Below are 12,406 nucleotides of genomic sequence, written 5' to 3'. Positions count from 1 at the left end.
TCCCCTAGCTCGCATGCGCCTTGAGAAAGCCGGTGATCCAGCTGCCCAGAACGTGATTGTCGTGCGGGGTCGCCAGAGAGCTGACGGCAGCCTCTGCCGCAGCGCCGAGGCGCTCCTTGCGTGCTGTATAGAGTGCTGCAGAATAGGTGTCGTCGAACTCCGGATGGCACTGGAAACTGAGCGCTGGCGCCTGCGCATAATGGAGGCCCGCATAGGGCGTAAAATCCGACCGTGCGATGACCTCCGCACCCGGCGGCAAGGTGACGACCTGATCCTGATGGCTTACCGCGACGGATATGGTTTTGGGACAATTTTTTGCGACAAGGCCGGGACACGCCTCGACGTCATATGTGTGGCGGCCGACGCCCCAGCCCTTGGGCGACTTGATGACCTTGCCGCCAAGGGCCTCGGCGATGGCCTGATGGCCGAAGCAGATGCCGACCTGCGGCACTTGCGCGTTGGCGGCGCCGCGAATGAACGCCATCAGCGGCGCCATCCAGGGCTCGTCATCATAGACGCCGGCGGGTGATCCTGTGATCAGAATGGCTTCAAGACCTGCCGGGTCCGGCAGACGCTCGCCCTTGATAATTGACACCGTCTCGAACGAAATTGAGGGATCGGATGCCCGAATAAGTGCCCGAAACATGCCCGGATAATCCACGAATGATGCCCGGATAGGCTTCGGAACGAGCCCGGTTTCGATAATCGTCAGTTTCACGCCGCCCTACTCCGCCTGCATTTCGATCGCCTCGGGCTCGACAAGAAAGCCGCCCGACTGGCGCGCCCAAAGGTCGGCATAGAGGCCACCGGCCTGAACGAGCTCCTCATGCGTGCCCTCTTCCACGATGCGACCCTGGTCGAGGACGATCAGACGGTCCATCGCGGCGATGGTCGACAGGCGGTGGGCAATCGCGATGACGGTCTTGCCTTCCATCAGGTCGAACAGCTTGTCCTGGATGACGGCCTCGACCTCGGAATCGAGGGCCGAGGTTGCCTCGTCGAGGATCAGGACGGGCGCGTCCTTGAGGAAGATGCGGGCAATGGCGATGCGCTGGCGCTGGCCGCCCGACAATTTCACGCCGCGCTCACCGACATGGGCATCAAGGCCGACATTGCCCTTTGCGTCTTCGAGCGAGGCAATGAAATCGAGCGCAGCGGCCTTGCCGGCCGCCGTATTGATCTCGGCATCGCTGGCATCCGGCTGGCCATAGGCAATGTTCTCGCGGATGGAGCGGTGAAGGAGGGACGTGTCCTGCGTCACGACACCGATCTGCGCGCGCAGGGAGTCTTGCGTGACATGGGCGATATCTTGCCCGTCGAGCAGGATGCGGCCGCTTTCGGCATCATAGAAACGCAAGAGAAGATTGGTCAGCGTGGTCTTGCCGGCGCCCGAGCGCCCGACAAGGCCGATCGTTTCACCGGGACGGATGGAGAGGGACATGTTCTCGATGACGCCGGCGCCCTTGCCATAGTGGAAGGTCACGTTCTCGAAAGCGATGGCGCCAGCGCCGCGCGGCAGGACCTGCGCATCCGGTGTGTCGGCCACGATGACCGGCTTTTCCAGCATGGCCTTGCCATCATAGACGACACCGACATTCTCGAAGAGGCCTGCGACTTCCCACATGATCCATTGCGACATGGACTTGATGCGCAGTGCGAGGCCGATGGCAGCTGCCACGGCGCCCGCGCCGACAAGCTGGCCCTGCCAGAGCAGGATGCCGCCGCCGGCGATCAGGAAGACGAGCAGCGAATTGTTGAGATAGACGATGACGTTGAAGCCGGTGACATAGCGCATCTGCTTGTAAACAGTCTGAAGGAAGCCATCCATGCTTTCGCGCGCATAGTCTTCCTCGCGGCCCGCATGGGCGAACAGCTTCACCGTCTGGATGTTGGTATAGGAATCAACGATGCGCCCGGTCATGACAGAGCGCGCATCGGCCTGCTTCTCGGAAATCTTGCCAAGCCGGGGGATGAACCAGCGCAGGACGAAGCCATAGACCACGGCCCAAAGGATGAGCGGCAGCGTGAGACGGGGATCGGCTGAGGCAACAAGCGTAAGGGCCGACAGGAAATAGACGATCACGAAGACAAAGACGTCGAGCACCTTCATCACCGTCTCGCGCACCGACAGGGATGTCTGCATGACCTTTGTGGCCACGCGGCCGGCAAACTCGTTGCCGAAGAAGTTCATTGATTGGCCGAGCATCTGCTTGTGCATGCGCCAGCGCGCGCTCATCGGCACATTGCTCATCAGGCCCTGATAGACGATCAGGCCCTGCGCCAGCGTCGCCAACGGCAGGACAACAAGAACAACCACAGCCATGAGGGCGAGCTTGCCGCCCTCGCGCTGGAAGAAGCCTTCGCGCTCTGAACTGGCCAGCCAGTCAACGATGCCTCCCAGGAAGCCAAACAGCGTGACTTCGCCAATGGCGATGATCGCCGTAAAGACGGACATGAGGATCAGCCATGGCACGGCGTCGCGTACATAATGCAGCATGAACGCCAGGAAGCCCTTCGGAGGAACCTCCAAAGGGGCGTCGGGAAAGGGCTCAATACGGCGTTCAAAGAAGCTAAACATGGCTCGCCCATGTGGCCTCAAGCCGACCTCAGCACAAGCAGTGGCTCTATATTTTGTGGGCCTATTCTGCGGGTGCGGAAGGCTCGGCTTCCGGCAACTGGCTGGCGATCCAGGCTTTCACCTGCGCGTCGAGGACATCGAGCGGCACAGCGCCCTGCCCCAGCACAACATCATGGAAGGCCTTGATGTCGAATTGCTCGCCCAGTGCCGCTTCTGCTTCGGCCCGCAGCGCGCGGATTTTCAGCTCGCCTACCTTGTAGGCTACGGCCTGGCCCGGCCAGCCGATATAGCGCGTCACTTCATTGTCAATGTTCAGCTGGGCCAGCGCCGTGTTCTCCTTGAAGCAGGCCTCGGCCTGTTCGCGCGTCCAGTTGTACCAGTGCAGGCCCGTATCGGCGACAAGCCGGCAGGCCCGCCACATTTCCATGGAGAGGCCACCGAAGCGCTCATAGGGCGTCTCATACATGCCCGCTTCGCCTGCGAGATGTTCAGCATAAAGCCCCCAGCCTTCGCCAAACGCAGTCGCGTAATAGTCCTGACGGAATTTTGGCTGGTCGGTCATTTCACGGCTGAGCGCGATTTGCAGGTGGTGGCCCGGCACCGCCTCATGCGCGGTAAGGGCGGGCAGTTCATAGAGCGGACGCTGTTCAAGCGCGTACGTATTGACCCAATAGATGCCGTGACGGCCTTCCTTTGGATCGCCCTCGACATAGCGACCGGACGTGTAGCCGGGCGCGATGGCGAGCGGCACGGGCTCAACATCATAAGGAAGCTCCGGCAGGCGGCCGAAATAATCCGGTAACATGGCGTCCATGCGCGCGGCGACAGCCTTGGCATTGGCCATCAGATCATCGGCAGACGCGGCATAGAATTGCGGGTCGGAGCGCAGGAAGGCAAGAAAGTCGGCAAAGCTGCCCTCAAAACCGATCTCGGCGATGATATCTTCCATTTCGGACCGGATGCGCGCGACTTCGCGCTCGCCAAGCTCATGGATCTCGACCGGCGTGTAGCCGGCCCCAGCCGTGTGATGCTCGACGGCGGCGGCATAGACTTCCTGCCCGCCGGAAAGGCTGGCGAGGCCCGGCGCCGGGCGCGCATGCGAGGCATATTCGGTCTGAATGAAGCGCAGCGTGTCCTTGTAGGCGGTGACCGCGTGAGAAACCGCCTCCAGACCTTCGGCGCGCAGGCGCTCAGCGGTTTCGGCATCCATGTCAGCTGGAAGGGTTTCGAACGGCTTGTAGAGATCGCTGTCGGCAGGATCGGTGACGATCTGCTCGCGGATCTGGTCGGTCATCGTGTTCAGCGGATCCTTGTGGGCGATCCAGCCGGTGGCGATGCCGCGTCGCATATTATCAATGTTCTCACCGAAATAGCGGGGCACGTCATTCAGGCGCGCGGTCCAGGCCTCGGCATCCTCGACGGAGTCGAGCTTTGTCTGCATGGCGGTGAAGATGGGTTCGGCCTGAAAGCCCCAATCGCCGGTGAACGGGATACGGGCAGCGTCATATTTTGCGTCGTCGATATCAAGTTGCAGGAGGCGATTCAGGATCGCCTTGTCCACCGTGCGGCCGGTTTCAGCCGCAGCGATCTCATCTTGAAGAGCGGACGCCCGCTTGGCCTGCGCTTCGACCGTTTCCGTGCGCACATCACGCCATTGACGCGCAATTGTGTCGTCATCTTCGGCCGCCTGGTCCGGGTTGACGTCGCGGACATAGGCCTCATAGGCGCTGACGAGCGCGTCCATCGGGTCTGGCGCAGGCTCAGCAGTTGCGAGAAGCGGCATCAGGATCAGGCCGATCCCAAGAAAAAGCGGTTTCATATTGTCGCTCCTATAGCCCTTCACGTTGACAGGATCATAGAGGCGCCTAGAACGCGAAGCCAAGCGTTTCATTACAGGTGAGGTAAGCTTTCATGTCAGGCACGAACCAGGCCGATTCCCGCCCCCTGTCGCCCCATCTGGGAATCTGGCGGTATCACGCCACCATGTTTGCATCGATCACGCACCGGTTTACCGGCATGGCGATGTATTTCGGCACATTCCTGATCGCCGCATGGCTGGTCGCCCTGGCCAGCGGCCCTGACGCCTTCGCCTTTTTCGAGCCGATCATCAGCTCGATCCCGGGTCAGGTCATCCTGTTCCTCTGGACAGTGGCTGTCCTGTTCCACCTCGCCAATGGCATCCGCTACCTGTTCTGGGACGGCCCGCATATCGGCTTCGACCCGAAGACCGCCAGCGCCGTTTCCGTTTTCAACTATGTTTTTGCCGTTCTCGCTTCGGTGGCCATCTGGGCCGTCGTGCTGCTGGCATAAGGGGTCTTTAGAAGATGGCGAACAATCAGTTCATCACGCCTGCCAAAGCCGCACGCGGCCTCGGATCGGCCAAGTCCGGCACCAGCGACCATATCCGCCAGCGCGTCACCGCGATTGCGATGGTGTTTCTCGTGCCATGGTTTCTCTACTCGGTCATTCACGCCTCAGGCGCGGGTTATGACGGCGCTGTCGAATGGGCATCCAAGCCCTGGAACGCGATCCTTCTGATCCTGACAGCCGGCGCGGCATTCTTTCACATGCGTATCGGTATGCAGATCGTCATCGAGGACTATATCGGTAAGACAGGTACCCGTTCGGCGCTGCTGATCCTGAACAGTTTCGCGTGTATCGCGCTGTTCGCGACCGTCGCCCTCTCGGTGCTCAAACTCTGGATTGGCGCGGACGCCTGATGGCGGCTGCGGGAGAAACCACGATGACTGACTACACATTCGTTGATCACACATATGACGTCGTTGTCGTTGGCGCCGGTGGCTCCGGCCTTCGCGCCGCGCTCGGTGCGGCCCAGGCCGGCCTGCGCACGGCCTGCATCACCAAAGTGTTCCCGACGCGCTCGCACACGGTTGCTGCACAGGGCGGCATTGCTGCCTCGCTCGGCAATATGGGTGAAGATAACTGGCGCTGGCACATGTACGATACCGTCAAGGGCTCCGACTGGCTCGGCGACCAGGACGCGATCGAATACCTGACGCGCAACGCGCCTGCCGCCGTCTACGAACTCGAGCACTGGGGCATGCCCTTCTCGCGGACCGATGAAGGCAAGATCTACCAGCGTGCCTTTGGCGGCATGACACGCGACTTCGGCCAGGGCCCTGTCCAGCGCACCTGCGCGGCGGCTGACCGGACCGGTCACGCCATGCTGCACACGCTGTACGGCCAGTGCGTGAAAGAAGAGACCGAGTTCTTCATCGAATATTTCGCGCTCGACCTCATCATGGATGACGAAGGCGTCTGCCGCGGTGTGACCGCTTGGAAGCTTGATGACGGCACGCTGCACCGCTTCCGCGCGCAGAAGACCATTCTGGCAACCGGCGGTTATGGCCGCGCCTTCTTCTCGTGCACATCGGCCCACACATGTACGGGCGACGGCAATGCCATGGTGCTGCGCGCCGGCCTGCCGCTGCAGGACATGGAATTCGTGCAATTCCACCCGACCGGCATCTATGGTTCGGGCTGCCTGATTACCGAAGGCTCGCGCGGCGAAGGCGGTTATCTCACCAACTCCGAGGGCGAGCGCTTCATGGAGCGCTATGCGCCATCGGCGAAAGACCTTGCCTCGCGCGATGTTGTCAGCCGCGCGATGACGATGGAAATTCGCGAAGGCCGCGGCGTTGGCCCGGAAAAGGACCATATCCACCTTCACCTCGAACACCTTGGCGCCGCCGTTCTGGCCGAGCGCCTGCCGGGCATTTCGGAAACCGCGAAAATCTTTGCCGGTGTCGACGTGACCAAGGAGCCGATCCCCGTCCTGCCGACGGTTCACTACAATATGGGCGGCATCCCGACCAATTATCACGGCGAAGTGCTGACCAAGAAGAATGGCGACGCTGACTCGGTCGTGCCGGGCCTGATGGCCGTTGGCGAAGCGGCCTGCGTCTCGGTGCACGGCGCCAACCGTCTCGGCTCCAACTCGCTGATCGACCTTGTCGTCTTCGGCCGCGCCGCTGGCCTGCGCTGCGGCGAGACGACAGATGCTGGCGCGACGCAGCCGGAACTGCCCAAGGGCGCAACCGACAGCCACCTCGCCCGCTTTGACCGGATGCGTAACGCCAGCGGCGACCAGCCGGTCGCCAAGCTGCGCCTTGAGATGCAGAAAGCCATGCAGAATGACTGCGCCGTGTTCCGCACAGGCGACGTGTTGCGCAGCGGCGTTGAAGCCATTGATGGCGTCTACAAGAAACTGCCGGGCATCGACGTGAAAGATCGCGGCATGGTCTGGAACACGGACCTGATAGAAGCGCTGGAGTTCGACAATCTGATCGCTCAAGCCTCCGTCACCGTGAACTCTGCGGCCAACCGCGAGGAAAGCCGCGGCGCCCACGCGCGCGAAGACTTCGCTGACCGCAACGACGAAAAGTGGATGAAGCACACGCTCGCCTGGGTCGATGACGCCGGCAAGGTGACGATCGATTATCGCGGCGTGCACGATTACACGATGTCAAACGAGATCGCGTATATCGAGCCGAAAGCACGGGTTTACTAGGGGTTTTAAGATGGTTGAACTGACACTTCCGAAGAACTCCAAAGTCGGCAAAGGCAAGACCTGGCCGAAACCGCAGGGCGCAACAAACCTGCGCCAGTTCAAGATCTATCGCTATAGCCCTGAGGAAGCCGGCAATCCGCGCTGGGACCTCTATTGGGTCGATATGGACAAGGCCGGGACGATGATCCTGGACGTCCTGCTCTACATCAAGAACACGATTGACCCGACGCTGGCCTTCCGCCGCTCCTGCCGCGAAGGCGTATGCGGCTCGTGTGCCATGAACATTGCGGGCAACAACACGATTGCCTGTACCAAGGGCTTTGACGAACTGCCCGGCGGCGTGATCTCGATCTCTCCCCTGCCCCACCTGCCGGTGGTCAAGGACCTGATCCCCGACCTGACCAATTTCTACGCCCAACACGCCTATGTGCAGCCCTTCCTGAAGACCGTCACACCGGCGCCTGAGAAGGAATGGAAGCAGTCAGAGACCGACCGCGAAGAGCTGAACGGCCTGTATGAGTGCATCCTGTGCGCCTGCTGTTCGACGTCCTGCCCGTCCTACTGGTGGAACGGCGACAAGTATCTCGGCCCCGCCGCGCTTCTGCAGGCCTATCGCTGGCTGATCGACAGCCGCGACGAAGCCACGGGCGAGCGCCTTGATGACCTTGAAGATCCGTTCAAGCTCTATCGCTGCCATACGATCATGAACTGCGCGCAGGTCTGCCCGAAGGGGCTGAACCCGGCGAAAGCCATCGCCAAGATCAAGCACATGATGGTCGAACGCGTTTCCTGATTTGGAGTGACGGCCATGCCGTCATTCCGCAGGCAGCGGCTCCGGCAGCGCTTCATTTGACACGACATAAACCTGCGTCGACAGGAAATTCCTGAGGTCGGCCACCGACTGGGATGCAGCTTCTTCCTGCGGCAAATGCCCGACATCGGGATAGAGCTTCAGCTCTGATCCGGCGATGGCCGTATGGAACTTCTCGGCATGCGTGGCAGGCACAAGATTATCCTTCTCACCTTGCAGGATAAGCGTCGGCGCGGTGATGGCGGCCAGCTTTTCGACGCTCGCATCTGAGCGGTCGTCGCGGCCAGTCATCAGGTTAAGGATGGCTTCACGGTGGCAGGGGGCGCGGCTGAGCGCGCCGTAACGTTCGACCATGGCATCCGTGACCAGAGCCGGATCAGCAAAGCTGTCTTCAAGGCCGCTGCGGATCAGGCCCGTCATGTCGATATCCTTCATGACGCGCCGCGCGAGCGGATTGGCGAGCAGCTTGAAAACGAGCGGTGAGGATTCGGCTTCATCGCCTGTTTTCGGCCAACCGGAGGCATCCACCAGCACAAGGCCATCAAGGCGCTCCGGATGCGCCAGCGCATAGGACCAGGCGGTATGGCCGCCCATGGAATTGCCGACAAGCGTGAACTGGTCAACATTCAGATTGTGCGTGACCTGATCGATAACATCAACGAATTGCGGGATACCCGTCGCCGACACATCAAGGCAGCGTGACAGGCCGTGCCCGGGCAGGTCAATCGTCAGAACACGGTAGTCCTTGCTCAGATTCTTGACCCACGGCTCCCATGTGTGCAGCGAAGCAGAAAAGCCGTGCACAAGAACGAGGACCGGCGCGTCGCGCGGGCCGACATCGCGATAGTGGATGCGGCTATCCTCGCCCATCGGCATGAAGCGGCTGGCCTTGCTGGCATACATGGATTCCAGGCGGTCATAGCCGATATCGTCCCGCTTCATGACGAACCATCCCGCGCCCAGAATGATGGCAAGTGTTACGACAATCGCAATCAGGCCTCGAAACATATTGTGCGTCCTTTCCGGATTCTATTTTCCCTCTGGCAAGCACTAAGGGAGAGTGCGGCCCCACTGTCAATCGGCGTGTATACTGGCGCAGGTGCTGCAGCTCGTGTCCGCTTTCAGTTTAACTGTTCGCTGCGTTCCGGCCAGCCCGTCCATAAGCAGGATGCGCCCGATCAAAGGCGCCCCAGCGCCGGTTATCAGCTTGACGGTTTCCAGCGCCATGGCTGCGCCGACCATGCCAGTCATGGCGCCAACCACACCGACTTCATCGCAGGCTTCGGCGTCAGGTGGCGTCTCCGGCACCCAGCAGCGGTAGCAGGGCGCGCCCGGTTGCAGGCCGGATGCGAAGACGCTGACCTGCCCGGACCAGCCCGCAGCGGCGCCCTGCACGAGTGCGCGGCCCGATGCGTGGGCAGCGGCGTTGAGCGCATAGCGGGTGGGGAAATTGTCGGACGCGTCGATCAGGATATCGCCAGCGAGCGGATGGCTTTCGCTCCACCGGTGGCGATGCCAGGAGACCTGCGTATCCGGATGCGCAGCCTGCAAACTGGTGGCAAGCGTTTCAGCCTTGGGCTGGCCAACATCGCCTTCGCCGAACTGGATCTGGCGCTGGAGGTTTGAACGGTCGACGACATCATCGTCCCATATCTCGAGCCGGCCGATACCTGCTGCGGCGAGATAGAGTGCGCATGGGCCGCCCAGCGCCCCTGCCCCGACCATCGATACTGTCGCGCCGCGCAGTTTCTGCACGCCGGGTCCGCCAATTTCCTTGAGCAGGATATGCCGTTTATGGCGCTCGATATCCACGGGTTGGGACGTCATGATTTTGCGGCCCGTAGAGCGGTGGATGAGGCCGGATCGAGCGGGGCGGTCAAGTAGGTCCATGCGGGCGGCGTGGCCATGGGTAGTGCGCGCGCGGCTGAGGCCGGGATACGGCTGCTGGCAAACCGGCGCGCGAAAGGTGAGTTGCGCGCACCGGTGCCAACGCCCGGGCGCGCGATCACGGCAATCGGCAAAGTGCTGGCGATGCCCTGCCAGTCTTGCCAGAGGTGGAAGCCGACCATGTTATCTGCCCCCATGAGCCAGACGAAATGCGCCTGGGGTGCCCGGTTCACGATGGCGGCCAGCGTGTCGGACGTATAGGTCAGGCCGAGCTGCGCCTCGATGTCGGTCACGATCATGCGCGGGTTGGTGGCAAGCGTGCGTGCCGAGGTAAGGCGAGCGTCGAAATCGCCATGCGAGGTCTTCAGCGGATTGCCGCGCGCGACGATCCACCAGACCCAGTCCAGGCCGAGGCGCCGCATCGCCGTTTCGGCAACGTGCAGATGGCCGGAATGGGCCGGATTGAAGCTTCCGCCAAACAGGCCAATGCGCAGGCCGTCAACTGGTCCCGGAAGCTTCAGGTGATTCAAGGACGGGTCTGCCCTGTGCCCCTCACGACATATTTGTAGATCGTGAGTTGCTCGGCGCCCACAGGGCCCCGCGCATGGATGCGGCCAGTGGCGATGCCGATCTCTGCACCGAAACCGAACTCGCCGCCATCGGCGAACTGGGTCGAGGCATTGTGCAGCACGATGGCGCTGTCGACCGTCGCGAGGAAGCGGTCAGCCACGGCCTGATCCTCGGTGATGATCGCATCGGTGTGGCCGGACGACCAGCGCTCGATATGGGCGAGGGCGCCGTCAATGCCGTCGACGACAGACACAGCGAGGATAGGCGCGAGATATTCGGTGGCCCAGTCTTCTTCGGTGGCCGTCTTCATGCTCGGCACAATGGCGCGGGCCTTGGCGTCGCCGCGCAGTTCGCAGCCGGCATCAGTCAGCGCAGCGGCGATCTTTGGCAACAGCGTGTCGGCAACCTTGGCATCAACAAGCAAGGTCTCCAGCGAGCCGCAGACGCCCGTGCGACGCAGCTTGGCGTTGACGACGATATCGACCGCCTTCTGCGGATCAGCAGCGGCATCGACATAGGTGTGGCAGAGGCCTTCAAGGTGGCCGATGACCGGCACACGGGCATCCATCTGGACGCGCTCGACAAGGCTGCGCCCGCCGCGCGGGACGATCACGTCGATCTGGCCGTCGAGGCCGGAGAGCATGTGGCCAACAGCTTCGCGGTCTGTCGTGCCGACGAGCTGGATCGCGTCTTCGGGCAGGCCTTCGGCCTTCAGCGCAGCGCGCATGGCATCGACAAGCGCGTGCGACGAGCGCGTGCTTTCCGAGCCGCAGCGCAGGATGGCCGCGTTGCCGGAGCGCAGGCAGAGCGTGCCAGCGTCAGCGGTCACGTTTGGGCGGCTTTCATAGATGATGCCGATAACGCCGAGCGGCACGGCGACGCGGGCAAAGTCGAGCCCGTTGGGCTGCTTCCAGCGCGCGAGTTCGCGGCCGATGGGATCAGGCAAAGCAGCAATCGCTTCAACGCCGGAAACGATGCCGTCGACGCGCTTCTCATCGAGTGCGAGGCGGTCGAGCATGGCAGCATCGAGACCCTTCTTGCGGGCCGCTTCCATGTCTTTCACGTTGGCTTCAAGGATGGTCGGTGCGGCGGCGCGGATCGCTTCCGCGATGGCCTTCAGGCCACGTGTGCGGTCGTCAGCGCTGAGACGGCCAAGCGCACGCGATGCACTGCGGGCACGCGTGCCCATGTCCATCATGGTTTCAGTCAGGGCGGAGTCGGGAACGGGAGATTGAACAGTCATGAGCCCTAGGTGCCGTAAACACAGGCAAACGGCAAGCCCCGCAGCCGACATCGACAGCGGTCAGGCGGGCACAGCAGACCGCCTCGACACGTCCAGAAGGCGCCCACTGATGCAGATGACAGCCATCAGCCACAACAGCACAATCAGCCGCTGTATAAGGCCCTGATAGGCATGCAGGGAACCGTCTTCAGGCACAGCGTAAAGTATCAGTGTGATCGATAGCGCCGCCGTGACCAGCCCTGCAGACAGGACCTTCAAAGCAGCCTTTCGGAATACGGCTGAACGGAAGAAGGCCAGGGAACACAAGATCAGCCCTGCAGGCTGGACCAGAAACGCGATCATCGCCCCGGCCGCATGACCGGGCGTTATGGCATAGTCGCTCGAAATGCGCTGCGAAGGGAAAAGACCAGACAAGATGACGCCCACTGCGGCGACGGCCAGAAGAACGGGGCCCGCCCGTGATCCGAAGCCCTTCAGAGGCGTCATGCAAAGACCTAGCGCAAATACAAACATCGCCGCTCCGGTAACGGCAGTGCTGACGACCTGGATCCAGCCATTCGAATAGGACCCGAGCGCCCCGATCAATTCACTGACCTGACTATATTCCGGATGCATCATGCTTTGCCCGACCAGAATGATCGTGAACATGACAGCTGAGAAGATCCCGGCCCTCGCCGCCAGTTTCTCATCTATCAGAGTGTGACCTTGCCTGTCCGTAGCCAAGCCGGACCCCCTCACCTTTCTTTGCGCGCTTCTCAGCGCTGCGCTCCCCCGAAACAGTCCTGC

The 12,406-nt window shown here is 61.9% G+C and carries 12 protein-coding genes; 4 read left to right on the top strand and 8 right to left on the bottom strand.

Annotated features, from left to right (window positions below):
* Positions 1–4: 4 nt before the first annotated feature.
* From V7651_RS10980 to V7651_RS10970, 3 genes are all read right to left on the bottom strand, one after another.
* On the bottom strand, positions 5–718 hold the full coding sequence (locus V7651_RS10980; protein WP_335613208.1) for a type 1 glutamine amidotransferase: 714 nt from the start codon (positions 716–718) through the stop codon (positions 5–7).
* Between the two features lie 6 nt (positions 719–724).
* A complete protein-coding gene (locus tag V7651_RS10975) occupies positions 725–2,578 on the bottom strand; it encodes an ABC transporter ATP-binding protein (RefSeq protein ID WP_335590133.1) in 1,854 nt (617 codons plus the stop codon).
* Positions 2,579–2,639: 61 nt separating this feature from the next.
* A complete protein-coding gene (locus V7651_RS10970; RefSeq protein ID WP_335590134.1) occupies positions 2,640–4,397 on the bottom strand; it encodes a DUF885 domain-containing protein in 1,758 nt (585 codons plus the stop codon).
* Positions 4,398–4,489: 92 nt separating this feature from the next.
* Between V7651_RS10970 and sdhC the strand changes: the two genes are divergently transcribed.
* From sdhC to V7651_RS10950, 4 genes are read left to right on the top strand one after another with little or no spacing between them, the layout of a single operon-like run.
* Positions 4,490–4,888 (top strand): succinate dehydrogenase, cytochrome b556 subunit, encoded by a 399-nt coding sequence (gene sdhC / locus V7651_RS10965; protein ID WP_335590135.1) that lies wholly within the window; start codon positions 4,490–4,492, stop codon positions 4,886–4,888.
* A 14-nt stretch (positions 4,889–4,902) separates the two neighbouring features.
* Positions 4,903–5,298, top strand: a complete 396-nt coding sequence (sdhD, locus tag V7651_RS10960) for a succinate dehydrogenase, hydrophobic membrane anchor protein (protein ID WP_335613206.1) — start codon at positions 4,903–4,905, stop codon at positions 5,296–5,298.
* Positions 5,299–5,321: 23 nt separating this feature from the next.
* Positions 5,322–7,109, top strand: a complete 1,788-nt coding sequence (gene sdhA / locus V7651_RS10955; RefSeq protein WP_335590137.1) for a succinate dehydrogenase flavoprotein subunit — start codon at positions 5,322–5,324, stop codon at positions 7,107–7,109.
* Between the two features lie 10 nt (positions 7,110–7,119).
* A complete protein-coding gene (locus tag V7651_RS10950; RefSeq protein WP_335590138.1) occupies positions 7,120–7,902 on the top strand; it encodes a succinate dehydrogenase iron-sulfur subunit in 783 nt (260 codons plus the stop codon).
* 21 nt (positions 7,903–7,923) lie between these two features.
* Here the strand turns inward: V7651_RS10950 and V7651_RS10945 are convergent, their stop codons facing one another.
* The 5 genes from V7651_RS10945 to V7651_RS10925 all read right to left on the bottom strand — a co-directional run bounded on the left by V7651_RS10945 (position 7,924) and on the right by V7651_RS10925 (position 12,268).
* On the bottom strand, positions 7,924–8,928 hold the full coding sequence (locus tag V7651_RS10945) for an alpha/beta fold hydrolase (RefSeq protein WP_335613205.1): 1,005 nt from the start codon (positions 8,926–8,928) through the stop codon (positions 7,924–7,926).
* Between the two features lie 66 nt (positions 8,929–8,994).
* Positions 8,995–9,747 carry a HesA/MoeB/ThiF family protein gene (locus tag V7651_RS10940; RefSeq protein WP_035536703.1) on the bottom strand — a complete coding sequence of 251 codons (753 nt, stop codon included), beginning with the start codon at positions 9,745–9,747 and terminating at the stop codon, positions 8,995–8,997.
* Positions 9,744–10,337, bottom strand: coding sequence for a nicotinate-nucleotide adenylyltransferase (locus V7651_RS10935; RefSeq protein ID WP_335613204.1), 594 nt, complete (start codon positions 10,335–10,337; stop codon positions 9,744–9,746). The genes V7651_RS10940 and V7651_RS10935 overlap by 4 nt, the downstream gene beginning before the upstream one ends.
* Complete coding sequence (locus V7651_RS10930) at positions 10,334–11,620, bottom strand: glutamate-5-semialdehyde dehydrogenase (RefSeq protein ID WP_335590141.1); 1,287 nt, start codon at positions 11,618–11,620, stop codon at positions 10,334–10,336. Before V7651_RS10930 ends, V7651_RS10935 begins: the two co-directional genes overlap by 4 nt.
* A gap of 60 nt (positions 11,621–11,680) precedes the next feature.
* Positions 11,681–12,268: a DUF998 domain-containing protein gene (locus tag V7651_RS10925; RefSeq protein ID WP_156950395.1), complete on the bottom strand. Its 588-nt coding sequence runs from the start codon at positions 12,266–12,268 to the stop codon at positions 11,681–11,683.
* Positions 12,269–12,406: the final 138 nt, after the last annotated feature.

It is taken from the genome of Hyphomonas oceanitis (genome assembly GCF_036964545.1).
Classification (GTDB): domain Bacteria; phylum Pseudomonadota; class Alphaproteobacteria; order Caulobacterales; family Hyphomonadaceae; genus Hyphomonas; species Hyphomonas oceanitis.
The sequence above is the reverse complement of the archived record's forward strand: the minus strand, read 5'-3'. Positions and strand labels throughout refer to the sequence as shown.

Bases quoted from the DNA above. Each gene is read 5' to 3' on its own strand.
- V7651_RS10975 (WP_335590133.1), bottom strand. From the start codon at position 2,578: ATGTTTAGCTTCTTTGAACGCCGTATTGAGCCCTTTCCCGACGCCCCT.
- V7651_RS10970 (WP_335590134.1), bottom strand. From the start codon at position 4,397: ATGAAACCGCTTTTTCTTGGGATCGGCCTGATCCTGATGCCGCTTCTC.
- sdhC (WP_335590135.1), top strand. From the start codon at position 4,490: ATGTCAGGCACGAACCAGGCCGATTCCCGCCCCCTGTCGCCCCATCTG.
- sdhD (WP_335613206.1), top strand. From the start codon at position 4,903: ATGGCGAACAATCAGTTCATCACGCCTGCCAAAGCCGCACGCGGCCTC.
- sdhA (WP_335590137.1), top strand. From the start codon at position 5,322: ATGACTGACTACACATTCGTTGATCACACATATGACGTCGTTGTCGTT.
- V7651_RS10950 (WP_335590138.1), top strand. From the start codon at position 7,120: ATGGTTGAACTGACACTTCCGAAGAACTCCAAAGTCGGCAAAGGCAAG.
- V7651_RS10945 (WP_335613205.1), bottom strand. From the start codon at position 8,928: ATGTTTCGAGGCCTGATTGCGATTGTCGTAACACTTGCCATCATTCTG.
- V7651_RS10940 (WP_035536703.1), bottom strand. From the start codon at position 9,747: ATGACGTCCCAACCCGTGGATATCGAGCGCCATAAACGGCATATCCTG.
- V7651_RS10930 (WP_335590141.1), bottom strand. From the start codon at position 11,620: ATGACTGTTCAATCTCCCGTTCCCGACTCCGCCCTGACTGAAACCATG.
- V7651_RS10925 (WP_156950395.1), bottom strand. From the start codon at position 12,268: ATGTTCACGATCATTCTGGTCGGGCAAAGCATGATGCATCCGGAATAT.